Below are 20,585 nucleotides of genomic sequence, written 5' to 3'. Positions count from 1 at the left end.
TTAAACCATAGAGACCTCTCATGACGTTGAACGCCGCACAAATCACTCAGCAACTCAGCTCCAGCGCCACCGCGGCGGCAAACCTGTCCGTCTCCTGCCAGGGAATACTGGAGGCGCATCTGCAAGCCGTTTCATCCCCCTGGTATGCCAACCTCAATAGCCAGCTGCAACAGGCCCAGGCGCTGGCAGGAGAGTGGCGCACCCGTTTCGCAAGCGAGTTGCAAACCGATGTGCTCACCTGCGTCATCCACTGCGGGCAGGCCTTTGGCGAGCGGCGGGCCACCATCACCAATCTGTTCAATTCCACCAGCGGCGATTTCGGGAGCGTAAGGGCGCAGCTTGTCGCTGAACTGACCGGCTTGCAGGCAAGCACGCAGATGATCCTGCGCACCACGGCCAATTATGAGGCTCAGCTGCGCGACTGGGGCCAGCGGCTGAGCACGGTTCAGGCGAGCATGGGCCGGACCGTGGCGCAGATCCAGGCCCAGGCCGGTAGTCTGCAGGCGCAAATCGTGGCCACCAACCTTGCCATCGGCGCCATGACCACCGAAGTCGTCCGGGACCGGAAGGCTATTGCGGAAGCCCAATCGCAAAACACCAGCGGTATTGTAGAAACTGTTTTTGGCGTACTGTTCGCGCCATTCACCGGTGGCCTTTCGCTGGTCCTGGCAGGTATCGGCGTGTCCTCGATAGTCGAGGCACAGAGCAAGGTCAACGCGCTTGAAAGCACCATTAAAAGCTACCAGCATCGCATCGTCGCCGCCCAGCAGACTCTTACCCAGGATCAGGCACAACTGGTCACGCTGAACGGATTGCTCGTGTCGGGGAATATTGCCCTGAGCGATGTGCAGGTCTCGAGTCAGATGCTCGACCAGGTCCGCACTAGCTGGGACGTTTTTTTTCAGGAAATGAGCGGGATCGTCAGCAAAATTTCCAATGCTCAAAACGCCAGCGCGTGGGTAGTGGAAAAGGCATGGTTCAATGCCGCCTGCAACGAGTGGGATGTCATCGTGACCGGTGCCCAGGGCATCATCGGTACACCGATTACCACCAATACGGTGATGTGCGCCTATTGCGACGCGCCCGTGGTGCAGTCCGTACCCGTGCTCAGTCACCCGCCAATTCCTGGCGACATGAAAATGGATGCCTTCTTTTCCGGATCAAACCTGAATGCCGCGCCCAACACATCGGTACTGCGCTGGGGAACGCACACATATTGGGTGGCGGACTACGTGGATAACCGCATGGCCATGTGTGTGCTGGCCTATGACGAAAATAACCAACTGGTCAAACAGATACCGAAGAATGGCGCCAGGTACATGTGGCGAATGGTTTACGATCCAGCAAATCAAAACGTCATTTGTACCGGACAATCCGATCTGGCGCTGAAATTCGGCTTGTCCGAGCTCCGGGTGGAATAAAGCCAGGCGGGAGGAAAGTCCCTCACTTGAACTCCCCCGAGGACAACCGCCACGGCAACTCTCAAGAGAACGCCTGAGCAACCGATTTACACACATCTCCGATCATCGCTCAGCGTTTTCGGCCAGTCTTCCCATACCGCTCACATTTAATTAACAAAAAACTCACATTCGTGTCAACGCGGGGGCACGGTACCGCGTTGGTTCCAGCACGTCGCTCCTATGTGCGTGGCAGTCCGATAATTGAAAAGGTGGGTGGCGCAGCCATTGTTTAGAAGCTGCGTAGAAGCTTCCCGGGCCTCCAACAATTTCATTGACTGTACTTGAGGTGATGCACTAGCATTCCATGCATCAGGTGCATCACCTGCATCCGGTGCATCAGTTACATCACCTCGAAGGACGACTATTAAGGAGAGCATTATGCCCACATCGAAGCCGCGTATAACGGTCACGCTTACCGAGGAGCAGTATGCAATTTTGCGCCAGATAAGCGCGGCAGCAGGTCAAAGCATGAGTGGGGTGATTTCCGAATTCATGTTGATGGCGCAGCCTACGCTGGAACGCATGGCTATCGAGTTTCAACAGCTCAAGCAACAACGCGAGGCCGACCGTCAACTGGTCGTTGAAATGCTCTCCAAATTACACGCCGAGCGTGAGGGTAACGACGTATCCGCCCTATCGCGCGCGTCGCCCAAAGTATCCCCGGAGCCCATGCAACATCCCACCCCGACAATCGCGGCAGAACCGGATGCGCTGCAGTTTTGTGCGAGCGTGGACTTTGTCCGACCGGATAAAGACATGGCTGATGATTCGTTTGCAGATGATGTTGACGTGGATTCCGGCTACGCAAAACAGACGCGGAGCGCGTCGCTGCGGACGAACACTTCTGCCAAGTCTGCCAAAGGGACACCGAGGAGGGCGAAAAAATGAAGAGTCTTGCCGGAAGCAACAGGGGCAAATCGATCCCCCGATGCGCGGCAAGGGTTGGCATGAACCGCAGCAATTCTCAGGAGGAATAAATCAATATGTCTGAAACTCATCATCACAACGATAGATCCGGACCGCTGGGAGATCGTGACATCGCCAGCACCGGAGCCGCGAGCGCGTCTGGCGTTCAATCCGCATCCGCGGCGTTTGAGGCCAAGTATCTTGCCCGCGATATACAGGCCGGGATTATCACCGGCGCAATGGCTATTCCCCTGTCCGTCGGCATCGCATTGATGTCCGATTACCCCATCAAAGTTGCCCTCGCAACCGTCGCGTTTGCCTGTTTCATCGGCTGGATCAATGCTTTTATCAGGCCCGGAAATTATATTGGGGCGCCTGGCGTCGCCGCAGGCCTCGCGCCCGTGCTGGCGATGGGTGTCGCGAGTTTCGGCATGGAAAACATGGCCTTCGTCATTTTCCTGACTGCCGCGATGCAGGCCCTGATATGGAAGTTCAACTGGCAAAAGTACATTTTGCTGGCCGTGCCGGGCTACCTTGTCGAGGGTCTGTTGGCGGGGGTCGGCCTGAAGATCGCACTGAAATTCCTCACATTCACTTACGAAATTCCCGCCGAGCAGGAAGCGGCTGATGCATTCTGGAACGGCGCGCGAATACAAATGGCGCTTATTTCCCTGGCGGGTTTTGTCGCGTTCGTGTACCTGTTCTCCAAATTCAAGGACACGAAGCCTGCCGTGCCTTATTTCCTGCTGATTGGCGCGAGCATTGTGCTGGCCCAATTCCTGCCCGTGCCGATGCTGCATGTAGATGACGTGGAGCTCCAGCTTGCACTCCCGCTGCCGCATTTTGATAGCGCGTTAACCTGGATTTACGTTATTGGCTTCGCGGCGATGCTGGCTGTGATCGACGTCATCGAGCAGGTGATGAGCAATGCGGCGATCGAGAAGATCGATCCGCTGGATAGAAAGTGCAATACCAACAACAGCCTGCTGGCCATCTGGATCGCAAACATGGGTTCAAGCTTCTTTGGCGGCATGACCAACCTCGATGGCTTGGCAAAAAGTACGACCAACAAGCTGGCCGGCGCGATGACGAAATTCTCGGTCCTGGTGATCGGGATCGTGGTCGCCTTTTTCGCCATGAACTCGCAGTATCTGGAATATCTGCCCAAGTTTTCACTGGCCGCCATCATGATTTTCTCCGGGTGGAAGATGATAATGGGGCTGTGGCACGTGGCGCATTACGGGCAATACGCCATGATCCTGGCCACGGTGTGCGGCTTGCTGGTCTATAAAGTCGGAATTTTCGAAGGCTTGCTTATCGCCATGGCGGTGCACGGCCTTATCAACTATATTGTCTTCAGCCAGGCTGATAAGGTCCCAAGCAAGACCATCATCAAAAAATACCTGGATAAATTTTCGTCGGGCGGGGGCGGTGCGGACTAGCTGGCGATCAGCACTACAATCAGGATCAGTTTTTTGAGCAAATCCACGCCATGTCAGCGCATGGCGTGGATTTATGCGTTAAATGACGCCAATCGCCAATTGTCGTCATAGCGTGTGCGTTAGCGTACCGAAAAGCGCTGCATCATCCGTAGAATGATTCCAGCAGGCTTATCCAGGAGGAGAATATGAATAAGCTGAATGGGAATTTTCCCCCAGCATATGCGGCGTTACTCTCATGTGCAATGTTGCTTGCTCTTATGCAAGGCGCCTTCGCTCAAGAGTCAAAGGAACCGGATGTGGTTCCGGCTGGGGAAACCAAATCTCCGAAAACAAGAATCCTGGAATTGGGCGCGAAGCTTCTGCAGAGCAATGCCCCGTTAAAGCGCTTCGACATCTATCTGGTCGGTTTCCACCCCATGAAGGACTCCCCCGAAGACCAGATGGAGGCTCATCACTACTGTCATCAGGTCAACGAGGATTTTGCGCAGTGCGCCTTGTTCGACGGCAACACGGCGGCTGCGAATCTGAACGGAATCGAATATATTATTTCGGAAAAGCTTTTTGCGCGCCTGCCTGAAGAGGAAAAGCAGTACTGGCATCCCCATAACGGCGAAATCCTTTCCGGTCAGCTGGTTGCACCCCATATTCCCGATGCGGCCGAAAAATCCCTGATGAAAGAAAAAATGAACAGCTATGGCAAAACATGGCACGTGTGGAATACGGGTCATGAAGGAAAACCGGGCACGGCACTTCCGTTGGGCGCGCCGATGCTTGGCTGGTCTTTCAGCAGGGATGGCGAAGCGATACCTGGACTCGTGGAAAAACGCGACCAGAAGCTTAAGTTAAACAGCGACGAAGCGCGCAAACAGCGCGCCGACCTCAAACAATACGCCAAGCCCCAGTCGGGCGTTGACGACCTGAAAGGTAAATTTGCCCGGCCCACTCGCGATATCCCCGGAGTGGTCGACCAGAAGAATGCTAGTCCGGTCTCGGAACAATAGTGCATACCTTAACCATATGTCGTATGACAGTGTTTGAATTATATGGAGCAAATATCGAATACCTTAAACATGTAATTGTTCCATTTTCTCCCGCTCATTTCCCTAACTCGGCACCTAGTCACGCTTTCCCACATATCCATAGGGTAACCGCAGCCCCACTGGCTTAATTAAGCATCATTTAATTCGAAAGTAGTTTCTAAGGGCAAGTAAAAATAGAAAGATTAGTATGGCCGAAAGTATCGTTTGAATAAGCCCAGCAAACACTACAGCATCGGGCATCACCGGGAAGAAACCACTGTTTTCTTCCCTTCCATACAAGCACGCATAACTCTGAGCTAATTTTTCAGCGCGGCCCAGCCCTGAAATAACCAAACCATTATGAATCGATAAGTAGAGTGCGGCCGCCACCGGGTCACCAGTACAGGTAAATGCCGGGGTAGTGCGTGGGCTCTCAGACGGCAGATCAGAATAATGGAGGAAATAATAGGTTGCAAAAATGGACGTTATAGTTACCCACCATAAGAGCGGGCGGAGTGCAGATCTCCCAAAGTCCGAAAACCATTCATACAGAAGTCCTGCCCAATAGCGTCCACCCCCCGGCCAACATACCGGAGAACCTTTGCGAAAACTGAGTGGATTAGGTAAGAGCCAGTCCTTTACGCCGCGCAGCGATTTGATCTCCTCCGCAAAAAAATTGAGCTCCCGTTCGTGGTCGTGTCCCTGAAGTGCAAGGCGTTTTAGAGTACGCCAACGGGAGGCGAGATCTGTGTTAGTACTCCTAAGCTCGCGCTTCCACAATCGTCTCGACTCACGTGGGGCGGCACTGAAATGTGAATTGTCGAGCCGCAACGCTTCCGCAAAATGCGCTTGTGCGAAATCGGGCACTAAAAAAAAGACCGACTCTTCAAGCGTAAAGAGACTTCGCCCTTCTATTGCAACAAAGCTTGATTCCTTCTGGAACGTGACGCGAAAAAAACTTGTAAGATTCGCAAAGATCGCTTGATCAAATACTACATTCCCCTTGAAAAGAGACTGGTCGAACCACGTTCTGCCCTTGAATTCCGCTCTATCGAAACTTGCCCTGTCCGCCATCATTGCGCCATGGAACATTACGTTGCTGTTGAAATTTGCTTCATCAAAGTGCAAGGAACGGTTAAATTTCACCCCCATGAATTGGGCATCGCCATTAAAACTCGCTTTTGAGAACCGAGCTTCGCCGTTAAATACCGCTTGAGAAAAGTACCCAGTGTTAACCATTGCTTTGCTAAACTCAGCATAGCTGTCGAACCTCGCTCCAATGAAAACCGCTGTGCCGAACGTCGCGCTACTAAACTCTGCACCACCGCTAAACTCAGCTCCGTTGAAATTCCCGCTGAAACCAAATTTGGCTTTATAAAATGATGTTAAGCCGAGGAATTTGGTTTCCCCGAACCCCGCATAGCTACGAAAGACCGCGGTCTCAAAATCTGTAAAGCCGTTGAACGTCGTGCCATTAAACCTCACTTCGCGCGTAAATACCGTCCCTGTAAATTTTGCATCTCCAGGAAATACGAAATTGATAAAATTCATCTCATTCTTAAACACTTCTCCTGAGAAATTGCTCATTACCGCATCTAACCATTTCTCAGTTGCTAGATTTGATCCCCAGAGTTTACCCAAGGGATCAATTTCAGCCATCCATTCTCCGGTCTCTATAAGCTTGGTACGCTCAGCCAACATCTCGGCTGCCCAAGAGTTCCAGACCTCTACGCCTTGCGTATAGAGTTCCATACTCTCTATCTTATTCATAATGCGTATTCCTGTGCTTAGTGGTTTCTCATACAACCTTTTTTTGTCATTTTTCCCCTAGACCTATGGAACCTACCGTAAGGTTTTTCAACCTATGTCGAACTCTGGCGGAGAACATTTGGCTGGGGTGAGCGATTTTAGCTGCTAGCTCAGTTTAGTAGTTGTCACGAGGTCAGAATTTTTACCTATCCGATGCTCACTTGTCCCGGCGGATACTGTATGCTTTCGCCGCGCCAAGTCGCCAGCAGGAACGCGATAGTGAGCGGCCCGATGCGGCCGATTACCATCAACACCATGATGATCGCTTGGCCTGGGAGCGACAAATCCGCAGTAATTCCGCGGGATAGCCCAACCGTTGCTGCCGCGGACACCCCTTCAAAAGCCACATCCAGAAAGGGCGCCGATTCCGTTATGGTTAGCAGGAAGATGCCCGTGGTGACGCAAAGCAGCGAAATGACGATGATCGCCAGCGATTTGCGGATGATATCGAGTGGGATGCTGCGGCCAAATACAACAGGGCGCTCCTGCTTTCTCAAAAATGCCCATGTGGCGAGCAAAACGACGATGAAGGTGCTGAGCTTGATGCCGCCCGCCGTCGAGCCGCTGCCGCCGCCGATAAACATCAGGCCGATAATGAAAAAAGTGGTGGATGGGAGGAGGGCGCCCGTATCAAGCGTGTTAAACCCGCAGCTACGCGGCACAGCTCCGTGAAACCAGGAGGCCCAAAGCTTGGCGTCCCAGCCGGGAAGTGCACCGAGCGTGGCAGGGTTGCCATATTCGAGCACCAGTATTATGACCATTGCAACCAGGTTAATAGCCAGCGTCCCAATCAGCATGAGTTTGGTATGCAGCGAATAGTTTTTGAAGCCCGGTTGGCCGAGGATATCGGCGACCACGATGAAGCCGATACCCCCAGAGATGAACAGATAGGAGATAACGCTATTGACGAGAGGATTGCCTGCGTAGGGCATCAAGCTATCGGCGCGAAGTGCAAAGCCCGCGTTATTAAATGCGGAAAGAGCATGGAAAAAACTATAGAACAATCCCTGTCCCCAGCCCAGTTCGGGGACCCACTGCAGAGCCAGAAGTGCGGTACCCAGCGCTTCCGTTATCAGCGTGAAACCCACCGCCCATAGCATCAGGCGCCGCAAGTCTCCTTGTCCGCTTTGATTGAAGCTTTCACGTAGTGCCGCGCGGTGCTTGAGGCCTAATTGGCCCTTCATGAGGTGAATGATGAGAATGCCGAATGTCATCAGGCCCAGCCCGCCGCACTGCATCAGAAAAAGCAGTATCCAGTGCCCAAGCAGGGTGAAGTGGGTACCGGTATCGACCACCACCAGGCCCGTGACGGTAGAAGCCGACACAGCGGTGAAAATGGCCTGTGGCCAGGTAATAGGTATTTGGGCCGCTGCTGGCAGCTTCAACAGCAGAGAGCCCACCAGACATAAACCGATATAGGAGAGAGCCAGAGCCTGGGGCGGCGTCAATTCCAGGACATGCGTCTTGATTCGCTGAAGCAATGTCTCGCGCATCAGCGCCCACCTCATAAATACTTGCTGATTTTCCGCAGGTTGCGCAACATCCCCCATAACAGAATCTGGTCATTGAGCTTGAACTCATATTGCGGTGGCGGCGGCGCCAGAACCTGCTCCTGATGCTTGATCAGCAAACATTGGAGATCGTTTTCCGCCAGATGAAGGGAATCCAGCCCCTGCCCGGCTAGCCGCTCTGAAGCGCGCACTTCTACGGCGAATTGATCGTCGCCGAAGCTGATGTAGTCCATCACCTCGGGATAGACCATTCCGCGCGCGAGGCGCAGGCCCATTTCGTGTTCCGGGTGCACGATATGGTCAGTGCCCAGTTTTTCCAATATCTTGTGATGGTTGGGATTATTGGCTTTTGCCCAGACCTTGGGCTTGGGCATGCCTTTGACGATCAAGGTAGCGAGGATATTGGCCTCGATGTCTTCTCCAATGGCGATCACCACGCCATCGCAATCATGAACTCCCAGGTCGCGCAATACCTTCTCATCCTGCGCGTCAGCAATGACGGCCTGGGTGATTTTATCGGCGATGTTATTGACAAGATTGGGGTCAAGATCGATCCCGATGACGTCATGCCCCAGCCGTGCAAGCTCAAGCGCGACGGTCGATCCGAAAATGCCAAGCCCAACCACCGCATAGGTATGCTTCATGGACACTCCAATCGTTTCGTTTCCGTTTCGCCCGGCATAAAGCTTAGCAGAAATAGTTGCCCGCAGTTGTTGCCAGGTGTTCGTTGTCTAGCATCGAGAAAGGCGACGCTGGACGTTTCTGTTACGTCAATTGGTTAAGTGGGGCGGGGCGCTCGATTCCCATTTTCGCCTTCCGCCAGCCTGGAAACGTCGCGTGTAATCACGTCAGCCCGGCGGTTTGAATCGAGCGCGGCAGGCGTCCGGGGGCCATGGCGGATGAACTTTTACCGGCAGTATCTCGGCACGGTTATCGAAGAATGTCCACAAACGTTCCCGTTGTTATCCAGTCCTCAAAAAGCCGGCGGGCTTTTCGACATGTCATGCCGCATTTCCAATGCTATGAACTGGGTCAACTGGGTGCGGGTAAAATTATTGTCGGCTACCAGTATGACGGTGTGCCTGCCATTGAAGACAGGTCCCAAAGTGATCCCTTCGATATTACCCTGCGCGAGCGCGGAGCCGTCCGCGTTTTTCAGTTCCGACAAGTCCAGCAGCAATGTCTTTTTTACCGGAACAACGCTGAGGCCTGCAATCGTCCGCATTCCTGATACATCCGTAGCGTTGCGCGCATCCGCATAATAGAGACGGATGGAATAACCGGTCGAGTTGGTACCGGGGATGAGCGCATCGAGCGTGAAAGCCCGTTCGATCGTGATGAACTGCCGGTCTCCAACGGCAACGAAATCGGTCAGCCCATTGGTTGCAAATCCGATAATCGAGGCGGGGATGAAAACAACCGGCGCCACATCGTAGATGTATTCGGCCCCTGGCGCACCGCTGTCGATGTCAAAGGACAGGATGCGTGCACGGGATCCCGTAACGATATTCGCCGGCGGCGTATCCTGGATTAAGCCATTCTCGGTGGCGGTATATAGCGTCCTGCGATCCACCGAAATTGCAAGGCTTTCGAATGCGAGATTCCCATAGACCCCGCTGTCGCCGGGGAATATACCGAGCCTGGAGCCGTGCGGATAATAGTAGTAAGGCACACCGAAATCGCGGCTGTGGCTGCCATCGAGATTCATTTCGCGCACTGCCGGGTTTCTGGTGAGCATAATGCCGCGGTGACCTTCATCACTCCAATATATTTTATTGCGCGTGGCGTCCAGGCGCAGGCCTTCCGGGTCCACCGTGCCATTCGGGAAAGCGCCGCCATCGTGGCGTTGAATCGTGGTAACTGAGTGGAAAGTCACGCCGTCCATGCCCGGTGTCGCGGAGCGGGTAAAACGGGAGAGGTCCAGGGAAAGTTCATAGAACCGCGCGGGGTTGAATTTGCTGCGGTCATCGCTGACGGCCAGATAACGGCCGCTGGCCGGATCATAATCGAGAGAGGACAAACCTCCGACGGTGGTGCCGTTGAAGCGGGTATTGTTGGGCACGAGCTGATGACCGATATAATTCAGCCTGAAGCTGGGGGGTGCGTTGCCGGCGGCCGCTTCGGTGGCCACTTCGGTGACCGCTTCGGCGGCCGCATGCATCGCGGCGGCAATGGCGAAACTTGCCGCCAGAGCAACCGCCGGCAGAGTAATTTTTCTCATGAGTACGGCGATTTTCAGTATTATTCAAACCTTGAGCTGTGTACGAGCACGGCGCGCCGCCATCCGCTTGAGGAATGAGACTCTATCAGGTTTTACCCGACATTCCGTTAACCTGATATGAAGCTCTACAATGCAGCATCCGCTGCACATTTTGCATAAGAAATGATGAGCTGGGTAGCCGCCAGTGGCTGAAATGCGGGATATTGCACCGATGGACGATCGTTCATCCAGGTACAGGAAATTCAACATGGCTCGCCCCCTTCATATAGGAAGAGGTTTCTTTCCCGGATTCGCCGCTTTTCTGCTGGCGGTAGGCGTATCCGGTTGTGCAAATTTTGATGCAGTAAAAAAGTTTGCGACGCTTTCGTCCAACGCGGCAAATCATGCAGCCGTAACCAGAGACTATATTGCGGCGCTGGATCGACGCAAGCAATATCAGCCACCTGAGTTCCACGCGGAACTGGACGCGCAGAGGACGCGACGGGAAGCACAGCAGGCAAGCCTGGATGTGTTTCAGCAAACGATGGTCGGCTACATGCAGGGGCTCGGAGGACTGACGACGGGCGAGATCAGGGCATATGATAAATCGCTGAAAGACCTCGGCGCCAGCCTAAACAAGGCGACGTTGCTGACCAGTGACGAAAAAGAGGCAGTCGCCGCACTATCCACTTTGCTGGCACGCGGGGTCACGGCGGTATACCGGCGGAACGAAATCAAAAAGCTTATCCAGGACGGCAATCAGCCCCTGCAGGATATCATCAAGGCTACGCGCAAGATCGTAATGAGGGGTATCTACGCGGATTTACAGGTGGAATCGACGCTGGTCTCGCGGTATTACGACAACTTCATGCTCGCGCCCGACAATCCGCCGGAGCCCGTGGCGATGGCCTTGGCGAGGGAAGCGAAAGCCGAAGCGCTGGGCCGGATCGATAGCCGGATCAAGGGCGCGCAGGCGTATGACGCGGTATTGGAGAAGCTCGCACAAGGTCACCAATATCTGCATGAGCATAGAGACAGGATCGGCAATAACGAGCTAAACGAGCAATTCAGCCCATATATCGATGAACTTCGGTATGCTTACCGCAGCTTGCTTGAGATCACGCGATAATACAAGACAGCCGCATGGATAAACTCAACCCGGATGATGCGTTTGAGCTGGGCAACCAGTTTCGGGATGCCGCAATTGCACTCGGCGACTGGCGCATCAGTCACCGCGCCAGCCTGACGAAAGCCCAATGGGATGAAATCGATCAGCAGGAGATCCGGCTGTTGAACACGGCCTCCGGCATCTACACCTCCGCCATCGGACTCGTTCTGCTGGACAGTGAGGTGGCGGTTGTTCATTTGCAATCCAGCCTAAAAGCGGCGCGATCTGCGGTGCAACGTATTGCCACGCTCAAGCAGGCGCTTGATCTCGCCTCTGCGCTGATTCTCTTCGCCGCGGCCGTGTCCTCGGGCAACGCAGCAGCTATCCCAGCCGCAATCTTGGCAGTGAACGATGCCACGATCGCGATTGTCCAGCGGCAGGGCAGCGACGGCACCTGAGTGGCAAATCATTGCAGGAGCAGCAGAACTTGTTAAGGCCGCAAACCGGGAACCCATAAGCTGGAACCGACCGGTCAGCGCAGACGCGCTGCAACGGGAGCTGGCCCAATTTGCCTTATGAACAAACGACTCAAACAGCTCGTTGCGGCTACTGTAGTGCTCATATTGACCGCCCTGGCACTGGCGGGGTGGTATTTCACTCGCCATCCGGCCGACAGCGGCACACTGGTACTCTTCGGTAATGTCGATATCCGCCAGGTTTCATTGGCGTTCAACGGCAGCGAGCGGATCGCCGAGATGCGGGTGCAGGAAGGTGACCGAGTCGAGGCCGGGCAGGTCATCGCACGCCTTGATACCCGCGCCTTGACCCTGCAAATCGCGGAGGCGGAAGCTCGTATCGCCGTACAGGAGCAGGTTTTGCTGCGGCTGAAGAATGGCACGCGGCCGGAGGAGGTGGCGCAGACCAGGGCTGAGGTGCGCGCCGCGCAGGCCGAGGCGGATCTGGCAGAAGTGAATTTGACCCGCCTACGGGACATCACCGGCAATACTTCCGGGGCTGTAAGCGAACAGGATCTCGATAGTGCGCGTGCCCGCCGGCGCGTAGCCCGGGCGCAGCTCGAGAACCGCAAAAAGGCTTTGCAACTGGCCCGGATCGGTCCGCGGCGCGAAGACATCGCCCAGGCCGGGGCGCAGTTGAATGGCGCGCGAGCCGAGCTGGCACTGCTCATTCATTATCTCAACCAGGCGGAATTGAAAGCCCCCATCAACGCCACGATCCGCTCGCGCCTGCTGGAACCGGGCGATATGGCCTCACCAGAACGCCCGGTTTATGCGTTGGCAATCACCGACCCGAAATGGGTGCGCGCCTACATAACCGAAGTCGATCTGGGCCATATCAAGCCGGGAATGAGCGCTCAGGTGATCATCGACAGCCATCCGGATCAGCCCATCCCGGGACGCATAGGCTATATTTCCTCCGTAGCGGAGTTCACGCCGAAAATCGTCCAGACCGAAGAACTCCGTACCAGCCTGGTCTACGAAGTGCGCGTCTATGTCGATGACCCTGGCGATCGGCTGCGTTTAGGCATGCCGGCCACCGTGCGTATTCCTCTGCAAGAGGACAAGCAGCTCCCAGGACGTAAGGATGAATGAAGCGGCGGCGCTGGCGGGAAACGGACTTCACAAGCGCTTTCTGATCAAGGAAACGGGACAGACGGTTCTCGCCGTCACCGATGTCTCTCTCGAAGTACTCCCGGGAACGCTTACCGCTTTGGTTGGCCCGGACGGGGCGGGCAAAACGACACTGCTGCGGATGATGGCCGGACTGATGCAAGCAGATCAAGGCCGACTCGAAGTACTGGGCATCGATGTCGCCACCGATCCGCAAGCGGTTCAGGACCGCATCAGTTATATGCCGCAGCGTTTTGGCCTGTATGAAGACCTGAGCGTGCAGGAAAACCTCGACCTGTATGCCGATCTGCATGGCGTGACGCAGGAGGCTCGCAAGGAACGCTACCGCCGGCTGCTGCACATGACCAACCTGGCGCGTTTTACCGACCGCCCGGCTGGGAAATTGTCGGGGGGAATGAAGCAGAAACTGGGCCTTGCCTGCACCTTGGTCCGCGCGCCCGAGTTGTTGCTGCTCGATGAGCCGACCGTGGGTGTGGACCCGCTATCCCGTGTCGAGCTGTGGGAAATTATCCTGCAAATGATTCACGATGAGCGCCTGACCGTGCTCGTCACTACCGCCTATCTCGATGAAGCCGAGCGCTGCGCCCGGGTGTTCGTGCTGCACGAGGGCAAGCTGCTGACCAGCGGCACTCCGGCAGACATTCGGGGCCAGGCGAACAACCTGTGCTTTATCGCCATCCCCCCGCAGGACCAGCCGCCGCGGATCCTCCAGGCACGCCTGCTGGATGACGCCGAAAGCATTATCGACGCAGTTCCTCAAGGCGGAGCCGTTCGTTTCATCCGGCGTGCCGACGCGGGCAATACGCGGCTGGATGCCTTGCTGGACGGTATCGAGGTATTCCCGGCAGCGGCAAGTCTTGAGGACGGGTTCATGGTCCTGCTGCGCAAACGGTACGATGCGCAGATGGAAACTATCGCGCGGGATGCCGAAGCGATGGTCACTCACCGCCCTGTAACAGGAATTAGCGATGAAATCGCAATTGAGGTGAAAGATCTTGTGCGGACTTTTGGTCAATTCATCGCCGTGGATCATGTCTCGTTTTCGGTCCGGCGCGGCGAGATTTTTGGCTTGCTGGGTCCGAATGGCGCCGGCAAAACCACCACGTTTCGCGTACTGTGCGGTCTTTTGCCTGCGAGCAGCGGTTTCGTCCATGTCGCGGGGGTTGACTTGCGGCACGCCCGAGCCGTTGCGCGCCGCAACATCGGCTATGTCTCGCAAAAATTCGCTCTCTATGGCGATCTCTCGGTACGCGAAAACCTGGAGTTCTTTGGCAGCGCTTATGGCTTGTATGGGGCTCGCTTATATGATCGCATCCGCACCGTGGTTGAGCAATTCGATCTTGGAGGAAGGGAAAATTCACCCAGCGGCCAACTGCCCGGTGGATTCAAGCAACGCCTGGCAATGGCCGTCGGTTTGTTGCACGAACCCGACATCCTGTTCCTGGACGAACCCACCAGTGGCACCGATCCGCTGAAGCGGCGCGAGTTCTGGCGCCGCATTACGGCGTTGTCACAGGTAGGAACGACGATCATCATCACCACCCATTTCATGGAAGAAGCCGAGTATTGCGACCGCATCGTGATACAGGATGCGGGCAAATTGCTTGCGCTCGGGACCCCGCAGGAGGTGCGTCTGCAGGCAGGCGGGAAAGACGGCAAACTGAGCATGGAGCAGGCGTTTATTAGTATTGTTGAGCGCGCGAGACAGAGAGAGAATGCAACCCATGCGGAGGCGGCAGGCTGATGAGCAAAGAAAGGGCTGCGACCCGTGGGAAGCATGGGGGCGGGGGCGGGTTTAAAGGATTCTGGAAGCGCGTGCTTTCCCTGACCCGCAAGGAAATTCGCCAACTGCTGCGGGACAAAAGCAACCTTGCCATCGGGATCGGCTTGCCGATCGCGCTCATCCTGATTTTTGGCTACGGACTGTCGCTCGATGTTACGAACGCGCCTGTCGCGGTGGTACTCGAAGACCCCTCGCCCATGGCCGCTGACGTCGTCGCGGGGCTGGGGCTCTCCGCATACATATCGCCGGTGGTGGTAAGCTCGATGCATGATGCCGAGCGCCTCATGCTGGCACGCAGGGTAGATGCCATCGTGCGGGTACCGAATGATTTTTCCCGCCGCCTGGCGGCAGGTGATGCCCAGGTACAACTGCTGGTGCATGGCTCCGAGGCCAGCCGCGCCCTGATCATACGCGGCTATGTAAACAGCACCATCCGCCAATGGGCCCAACGCCTTGCCGACCGGAGGGGACGCGCGGACATGGTCGCTGCAGGCTCTGTAACATTGGTTGAACGAATGTGGTTCAACTCCGCGAACACGAGCACTTGGTACCTGGTGCCGGGGCTCATCGTGCTCCTCATGACGCTGGTCGGCGCTTTCCTCACCGCGATGGTAATGGCCCGAGAGTGGGAACGCGGCACCCTGGAAGCATTATTCGTCTCGCCAGTGCGGCCAACCGAGATCTTGCTGGCCAAGATCGTTCCATACTTTCTGGTCGGAATGCTGGGCCTCGGAATGTGCCTGGTGGCGGCGCGCTTCCTTTTCCAGGTACCGATGTTCGGCTCGTTTCTGATCGTGCTCGGCAGCTCGATGCTCTATATGCTGGTCGCTCTGGGCATCGGACTGGTCATTTCCTCGTCGGTGAAAAACCAGTTCCTGGCCAGCCAGATAGCCCTGATTAGCAGCTTCATGCCAGCATTGATGCTCTCCGGCTTCCTGTTCGACCTGCGGAATGTGCCTACGGTCATTTACCTTGTGGGACAGCTCCTGCCTGCCACCTATTTCATGGAACTGATCAGGACATTGTTTCTCGCCGGCAATGTCTGGCCACTGATTCTCAAGAATAGCGCTATCCTGGCCGCCTACGCCGTGCTGCTGCTGGGACTGGCGCGGTTCGTCACGCGCAAGAAGCTGGACTGACCCATGCTCGACTTTCTGCGCCGCGTGGTCAGCCTGTGCCGGAAAGAACTGCTGGCCATCCTGAAAGATCCCGCCAACCGGATAATTCTGGTGGTTCCCTCGCTGGTGGAGAGCTTTCTGTTCGGCTATGCGGCGACTTACGACCTGAACAACGTGCCATACGCGTTACTTGATCAAAGCAGGGGCGCTGCCTCCGTTGAACTGGTCGCGCGCCTCGACGGAACGGGCGTGTTCCGCCGGGTCGCGACCCTAGAAACCCCGAGCGAGATCGCTCGCGTCATCGATTCCGGGGAAGCGTTGATGGTGCTCCAGATCGGGCCGCGCTTCGAGCGGCAGCTCAACGCGGGTGAACAGGCTGCGGTGCAGCTGATCCTTGACGGGCGCAACTCCAATACCGCGGGCTCCGCCGCATTTTATGTCGGCACAGTGATCGAGGCCTACAACACTACCTTGCGCTCGGAGAACAGGCCTCCGCTTACGGTCGAGTCGCGCGCCTGGTATAACCCCAACCTCGAAACGCGCTGGAACCTGCTGCCCGGCCTCATCGCCTCGCTCAGCATGATACAGACCCTGATGCTGGCTGCGCTTTCCGTAGCACGGGAGCGAGAAAATGGCACCTTCGACCAGTTGCTGGTGACGCCATTTTCGCCAACGGAAATCATGATTGGCAAGGCCATCCCCATCATGCTCATCGGCCTAATGCAGTCCACCATCGTCCTGCTGGTGGCATTGTTCTGGTTCAAAATACCGCTGGCAGGCTCGCTCCTGACGCTCTATGCCGGCCTGATCCTGTTCATTGTTGCCAGCGTTGGCCTGGGGCTATCGATCTCGGCAGTTTCGGCAAACATGCAGCAGGCCATGCTCTACACCTTCATGCTTATCATGCCTTTAATCCTGCTTTCCGGACTGGCCACTCCCGTTCGTAACATGCCGCAATTTTTGCAGATTGCCACGCTGGCCAATCCGCTGCGATTCGCCATCGATCTGATGCAACGCGTCTATCTAGAGGGAGCCAGCCTGCTGATGGTTGCGTATGATCTGGTCCCCCTGTTGATCATTTCAGCCATTACGCTGCCGCTCGCCGCGTGGCTGTTTCGCCATCATCTGCTGTAGCCCACGGTCACCTGCGATAGCCATAGGCACCGGTTTGCCCGGGGCTCTTTCTTCCCGGTATGAACTTGTTCCGGTAACTCCCCGCGAATCTCAACTAAACCCATGCACGGCCATGTTATGAAATGGCGACGAACTTCGCTTCCGAAGGAACACCCTGGTTGTTGACCACGAACAGCATGTAGAAGCCGGGCGGGGCTATATTCCCGCTCGCAGGCGCTTCGGTTTCAATGGTGATGGCTGTGCGCGACCGGATGGGGAGTTTTATGTATCGCTGTCCGGCATCGGTATGGTGGGTCACCGAGATCGGCGCGATCAACACGACCGAATTGATATTGGCGGCCTGCGAGGTCTCGACCACAAAAACGCTGCCGTAGGTCGCCGCGGGCGGTGCGGTCGAGATAACCGGACGGGTTCCCTGGCTGAGATAACCCGGTGAGTAAAGTTCCAGCGAGTGCTGGTCGGGATCTGCCGTACCTGGGGCGACGCCTCCCGCCGTCACGACCCTGCCGTCGGCAAGGAGAATGCAAACCGAATGATACTGCCGCGGGAAATTGAGCGGCGCACCCACCGCCCATTTGTCCGTGCCAGGGTCGTAGATCTCCGTCTGCAACACTGGGGTCGGCGACCATTTCTGGCCGTTGCTGTGGCCGCCGATAATGAGTATCCGGCCGGTCGGCAGAACCACGGCGTTCACATTGGTGCGGCCGAAGTTCATGTCGGCGATACGCCGCCAGGCCGACCCGGTGATGCCGCCGCTGAATTCGATCACCTCGGCGGTGCTGTTATTGCGCGCGGTGGCTGCGCCCGATACGCCGCCACCAAAGACATATAGGCTGGTATGCACGGGCGAGACAGTCGTGTCGATGATGAGCACGCTCATGCCCTCCTGCCGGTCGTAGAATTGCTGCTGACCATGGTCAGTCCAGGCTCCGCTCGCCGGTCCGGTCATGGACAGGTAGGCCGTCGTGGTGCCGGCGGCGGCGGCCCAGCCCGCACGAGTATAGAAGATTTCCCCAGAGGGGAGCAGATGAAGGCCGGGATACAGCTCGTCGAACGTACGATTGGCGCCAGCAACGGTTGTCCAGGTTCCGCCATCGAATACTTCGACCTCCGCCGCGACCGGGTGGCCGCCGGAAAATGCAAGCACCCTGCCGTCGCTCAGGCTCACCGCGGTGGGATACCAGCGCGCATGCATCATGCTGCCGGTGGCGGCAAACGTGCCTGCATCCGGGGCCGCGTTATTGGGAGTGAAGATATAGCAGCGGTTATTGGTATGCCCGGCGCCATTGGTATCGCCGCCGACGACGAGCAGGCGGCCGTCCGGAAGAAACGTATGGCCGCTGCAGAAAAAATCTTCGGGCAGCGTAATCACTCCGGGCATGATCTGTTTCGTGGCCGGATCCCAGATACGCCCCTCAAGCGGGTAATTCCGTTCCGCCGCGCCCGAGAAGAGCAGCACATGGCCGCTGTTCAGCAGCGCTCCATGCACGGTGAATATCGGCGAGGGGTTAAGCAGCTCCCAGCTGTCCTGACCGTCTCCGCCGCAGGGATGATGGCCGATCTCCGGACACTGCTGTAGCCGCACCCTGGGCAACTGGTAACAGATCCGGTCGAGATCGTCTTCGCTCAACTCCACTTCCTGGGTCGCTCGCAGCACCGCAGCCATACCTTCCATCATGTGCATCTCTACATGGCAGTGGATGAGAAAGTCGCCCTGCAGCTGATATTTGCGGCATTTTTTTTCGTGCTCAGGGTACTTTTCATCTTCTTCACTGCCACCAGACGGATGGCGGGACTGGGAATGCCGGTCTGCGCCGGATCTGCCGCGCTCGCCAGACCTGCCAGGCTGGGCTTCGCGGCTGCCCCCTCCGTGCATGGCCGCATGTCCAACACCCGTATGTTCGGCGGCGATATGGCCTAGGTTACGGCGGCCGGCCTCGCTTTCATCGTCGCCCGCGTGGTCATGGCCATCCTCGCCTTTGCGCGGTTTGCAGCCGCAATCCAGCGGCAGGGGCTCGAGTATGACCGGCGGCACGATGGTATCTGCCACGAAAGATTCCGCCGGTCCCATGGAACGCGTGTCCACCCATTCCGTCCCCCAGCGCCAGCGTTGCCCGTGCAGATGGAAGTTATGCCAGACCATGCTCAAATCCAGGTTGAAGACGTACCAGCGCACCCGCGTTCCATGTTCGGCGACAATCGTGGGCGTGTTGCCGACGAATGTGCGGCCGTTGATGGCAAACGATTCCAGGCCGGCGCCGCTACGCTCGGTTACGGTATGCGGCTGCGTGCCGGCATGGGCCCAGGTGACCAGCGCGCCCACGCCCACGGTAATATCGTCCAGTTCGAAGCGGGCCGGGGTATCGAGGATATTGATGGTTGCGGTAAGGGGACCGCCGCCGGTGACCCGCACCCGTCCCTGCATGGGATGGAAGCGGCAGTAATATTCAAAGGTGCCTTCCTGGGTAAAGGTAAAGGTGAACAGGTCGCCGGCATTGAGCGAGCCGCTGTCGAACAGCGCCGCGCCGACGTTTGCCGTGAGCTTGTGAAAAAAGATCGGTGCTTCCAGATCGGCTTTCTCGCAATGCGGGTCACGCACCACGATGCCTCCGAAAAGCCCGCGTTTCACCACGTCCTCGATGTGCATGTGGTGGTCATGAAAGGGCCATGCGCCGATCGTATCCTCCTTGACATCGAATATGTAGCACCACTGCTCTCCCGGACAGATGGCATCGCTGCGGTTGGGCCCATCGTATTCCTGCACGCCGAACGGCCACGATCCGTCCGAGTCGATGCCGTAGTGGAGCCCATGCGTATGGAAGCTGTGCGGCTCGGTGTCACCGTTCAGGACATGGACGTAGAGCCGCTCGCCCGGCTCGGTATAGACGACCGTTCCCGGTATGCGCCGCTCGACCCGGGGCTCATTGATGTCCGCCGCAATGAGCGGATCATTCCTGAGGATAGTGTAGGCTGCGTCCAGATATTCGCGGTAGACCAGGGCATTCAGCATGCGCCGGTCCACTTCGGTTTGAGGAATAGTCCCGTCGGTGTGCTCCATGTTGCGCATGCAGTCGAGACGATGCTTGTGATGCTCGGCATCGTCGGGCGCGACTGGGCTATAGTTTGCTATGGGCTCGATTTTCAAATAGATATGTCGCGCCTGCATGGTTTCCTCCTCTTGTGGGCGAACTTAGCCTTGGCGGTATAAAGGTTAAAAATAGTTCATGTTGGGATAAATACAAGCCGCTAACACGTTGAGCATCCTGGCGACCAGCTGAAGCGAGGTGAAGGGTAAGGATAGGGAATTGGATCTGCGCCTTGCCTTTTTCTGTTCTAAACTACAAATATTAGGAACGGCAGCTATCGGGCAGCGCGCGTAGTTCTGCAGCCATGCAGTGACAGGTTCTGGTAGCAGGAGGTAGTAACCGTCGTAAGGGGGACAACAA

At 56.6% G+C, this 20,585-nt stretch carries 15 protein-coding genes; 10 read left to right on the top strand and 5 right to left on the bottom strand.

Annotation, left to right across the window (positions count from 1 at the left end):
- Positions 1 to 20 precede the first annotated feature (20 nt).
- The 4 genes from BM022_RS12725 to BM022_RS12710 all read left to right on the top strand — a co-directional run bounded on the left by BM022_RS12725 (position 21) and on the right by BM022_RS12710 (position 4,809).
- Positions 21 to 1,421 carry an alpha-pore-forming cytotoxin subunit MakE gene (locus tag BM022_RS12725; protein ID WP_091139840.1) on the top strand — a complete coding sequence of 467 codons (1,401 nt, stop codon included), beginning with the start codon at positions 21 to 23 and terminating at the stop codon, positions 1,419 to 1,421.
- Between the two features lie 417 nt (positions 1,422 to 1,838).
- Positions 1,839 to 2,348, top strand: a complete 510-nt coding sequence (locus BM022_RS12720) for a hypothetical protein (protein WP_091139837.1) — start codon at positions 1,839 to 1,841, stop codon at positions 2,346 to 2,348.
- Positions 2,349 to 2,443: 95 nt separating this feature from the next.
- Positions 2,444 to 3,808, top strand: a complete 1,365-nt coding sequence (locus BM022_RS12715; protein ID WP_256209166.1) for a SulP family inorganic anion transporter — start codon at positions 2,444 to 2,446, stop codon at positions 3,806 to 3,808.
- A gap of 185 nt (positions 3,809 to 3,993) precedes the next feature.
- Positions 3,994 to 4,809: an OBAP family protein gene (locus BM022_RS12710; RefSeq protein ID WP_091139835.1), complete on the top strand. Its 816-nt coding sequence runs from the start codon at positions 3,994 to 3,996 to the stop codon at positions 4,807 to 4,809.
- 174 nt (positions 4,810 to 4,983) lie between these two features.
- On the opposite strand, the gene BM022_RS12705 is transcribed toward BM022_RS12710, so the two are convergent.
- The 4 genes from BM022_RS12705 to BM022_RS12690 all read right to left on the bottom strand — a co-directional run bounded on the left by BM022_RS12705 (position 4,984) and on the right by BM022_RS12690 (position 10,368).
- A complete protein-coding gene (locus BM022_RS12705; RefSeq protein ID WP_091139833.1) occupies positions 4,984 to 6,597 on the bottom strand; it encodes a pentapeptide repeat-containing protein in 1,614 nt (537 codons plus the stop codon).
- Positions 6,598 to 6,782: 185 nt separating this feature from the next.
- Positions 6,783 to 8,144: a TrkH family potassium uptake protein gene (locus tag BM022_RS12700; protein WP_091139830.1), complete on the bottom strand. Its 1,362-nt coding sequence runs from the start codon at positions 8,142 to 8,144 to the stop codon at positions 6,783 to 6,785.
- On the bottom strand, positions 8,141 to 8,791 hold the full coding sequence (locus BM022_RS12695; RefSeq protein ID WP_091139828.1) for a potassium channel family protein: 651 nt from the start codon (positions 8,789 to 8,791) through the stop codon (positions 8,141 to 8,143). The genes BM022_RS12700 and BM022_RS12695 overlap by 4 nt, the downstream gene beginning before the upstream one ends.
- A gap of 329 nt (positions 8,792 to 9,120) precedes the next feature.
- On the bottom strand, positions 9,121 to 10,368 hold the full coding sequence (locus BM022_RS12690) for an esterase-like activity of phytase family protein (RefSeq protein ID WP_091139827.1): 1,248 nt from the start codon (positions 10,366 to 10,368) through the stop codon (positions 9,121 to 9,123).
- 247 nt (positions 10,369 to 10,615) lie between these two features.
- Between BM022_RS12690 and BM022_RS12685 the strand changes: the two genes are divergently transcribed.
- From BM022_RS12685 to BM022_RS12660, 6 genes are all read left to right on the top strand, one after another.
- Complete coding sequence (locus tag BM022_RS12685; RefSeq protein WP_091139825.1) at positions 10,616 to 11,476, top strand: hypothetical protein; 861 nt, start codon at positions 10,616 to 10,618, stop codon at positions 11,474 to 11,476.
- Between the two features lie 14 nt (positions 11,477 to 11,490).
- Positions 11,491 to 11,913, top strand: a complete 423-nt coding sequence (locus BM022_RS12680) for a hypothetical protein (RefSeq protein ID WP_091139822.1) — start codon at positions 11,491 to 11,493, stop codon at positions 11,911 to 11,913.
- A 117-nt stretch (positions 11,914 to 12,030) separates the two neighbouring features.
- Positions 12,031 to 13,065 carry an HlyD family secretion protein gene (locus tag BM022_RS12675; protein ID WP_091139821.1) on the top strand — a complete coding sequence of 345 codons (1,035 nt, stop codon included), beginning with the start codon at positions 12,031 to 12,033 and terminating at the stop codon, positions 13,063 to 13,065.
- Positions 13,058 to 14,848: an ATP-binding cassette domain-containing protein gene (locus BM022_RS12670; RefSeq protein WP_091139818.1), complete on the top strand. Its 1,791-nt coding sequence runs from the start codon at positions 13,058 to 13,060 to the stop codon at positions 14,846 to 14,848. Before BM022_RS12675 ends, BM022_RS12670 begins: the two co-directional genes overlap by 8 nt.
- On the top strand, positions 14,848 to 16,026 hold the full coding sequence (locus BM022_RS12665; protein ID WP_091139816.1) for an ABC transporter permease: 1,179 nt from the start codon (positions 14,848 to 14,850) through the stop codon (positions 16,024 to 16,026). The genes BM022_RS12670 and BM022_RS12665 overlap by 1 nt, the downstream gene beginning before the upstream one ends.
- 3 nt (positions 16,027 to 16,029) lie before the next feature.
- Positions 16,030 to 17,139 carry an ABC transporter permease gene (locus tag BM022_RS12660; RefSeq protein WP_091139813.1) on the top strand — a complete coding sequence of 370 codons (1,110 nt, stop codon included), beginning with the start codon at positions 16,030 to 16,032 and terminating at the stop codon, positions 17,137 to 17,139.
- 115 nt (positions 17,140 to 17,254) lie between these two features.
- On the opposite strand, the gene BM022_RS12655 is transcribed toward BM022_RS12660, so the two are convergent.
- On the bottom strand, positions 17,255 to 20,305 hold the full coding sequence (locus tag BM022_RS12655; protein ID WP_091139811.1) for a galactose oxidase-like domain-containing protein: 3,051 nt from the start codon (positions 20,303 to 20,305) through the stop codon (positions 17,255 to 17,257).
- Between the last annotated feature and the right edge of the window lie 280 nt (positions 20,306 to 20,585).

This window comes from Nitrosospira sp. Nsp14, from assembly GCF_900113575.1.
Lineage (GTDB): Bacteria > Pseudomonadota > Gammaproteobacteria > Burkholderiales > Nitrosomonadaceae > Nitrosospira.
The sequence above is the reverse complement of the archived record's forward strand: the minus strand, read 5'-3'. Positions and strand labels throughout refer to the sequence as shown.

Bases quoted from the DNA above. Each gene is read 5' to 3' on its own strand.
- BM022_RS12725 (WP_091139840.1), top strand. From the start codon at position 21: ATGACGTTGAACGCCGCACAAATCACTCAGCAACTCAGCTCCAGCGCC.
- BM022_RS12720 (WP_091139837.1), top strand. From the start codon at position 1,839: ATGCCCACATCGAAGCCGCGTATAACGGTCACGCTTACCGAGGAGCAG.
- BM022_RS12715 (WP_256209166.1), top strand. From the start codon at position 2,444: ATGTCTGAAACTCATCATCACAACGATAGATCCGGACCGCTGGGAGAT.
- BM022_RS12710 (WP_091139835.1), top strand. From the start codon at position 3,994: ATGAATAAGCTGAATGGGAATTTTCCCCCAGCATATGCGGCGTTACTC.
- BM022_RS12705 (WP_091139833.1), bottom strand. From the start codon at position 6,597: ATGAATAAGATAGAGAGTATGGAACTCTATACGCAAGGCGTAGAGGTC.
- BM022_RS12700 (WP_091139830.1), bottom strand. From the start codon at position 8,144: ATGAGGTGGGCGCTGATGCGCGAGACATTGCTTCAGCGAATCAAGACG.
- BM022_RS12695 (WP_091139828.1), bottom strand. From the start codon at position 8,791: ATGAAGCATACCTATGCGGTGGTTGGGCTTGGCATTTTCGGATCGACC.
- BM022_RS12690 (WP_091139827.1), bottom strand. From the start codon at position 10,368: ATGAGAAAAATTACTCTGCCGGCGGTTGCTCTGGCGGCAAGTTTCGCC.
- BM022_RS12685 (WP_091139825.1), top strand. From the start codon at position 10,616: ATGGCTCGCCCCCTTCATATAGGAAGAGGTTTCTTTCCCGGATTCGCC.
- BM022_RS12680 (WP_091139822.1), top strand. From the start codon at position 11,491: ATGGATAAACTCAACCCGGATGATGCGTTTGAGCTGGGCAACCAGTTT.
- BM022_RS12675 (WP_091139821.1), top strand. From the start codon at position 12,031: ATGAACAAACGACTCAAACAGCTCGTTGCGGCTACTGTAGTGCTCATA.
- BM022_RS12670 (WP_091139818.1), top strand. From the start codon at position 13,058: ATGAATGAAGCGGCGGCGCTGGCGGGAAACGGACTTCACAAGCGCTTT.
- BM022_RS12665 (WP_091139816.1), top strand. From the start codon at position 14,848: ATGAGCAAAGAAAGGGCTGCGACCCGTGGGAAGCATGGGGGCGGGGGC.
- BM022_RS12660 (WP_091139813.1), top strand. From the start codon at position 16,030: ATGCTCGACTTTCTGCGCCGCGTGGTCAGCCTGTGCCGGAAAGAACTG.
- BM022_RS12655 (WP_091139811.1), bottom strand. From the start codon at position 20,305: ATGCAGGCGCGACATATCTATTTGAAAATCGAGCCCATAGCAAACTAT.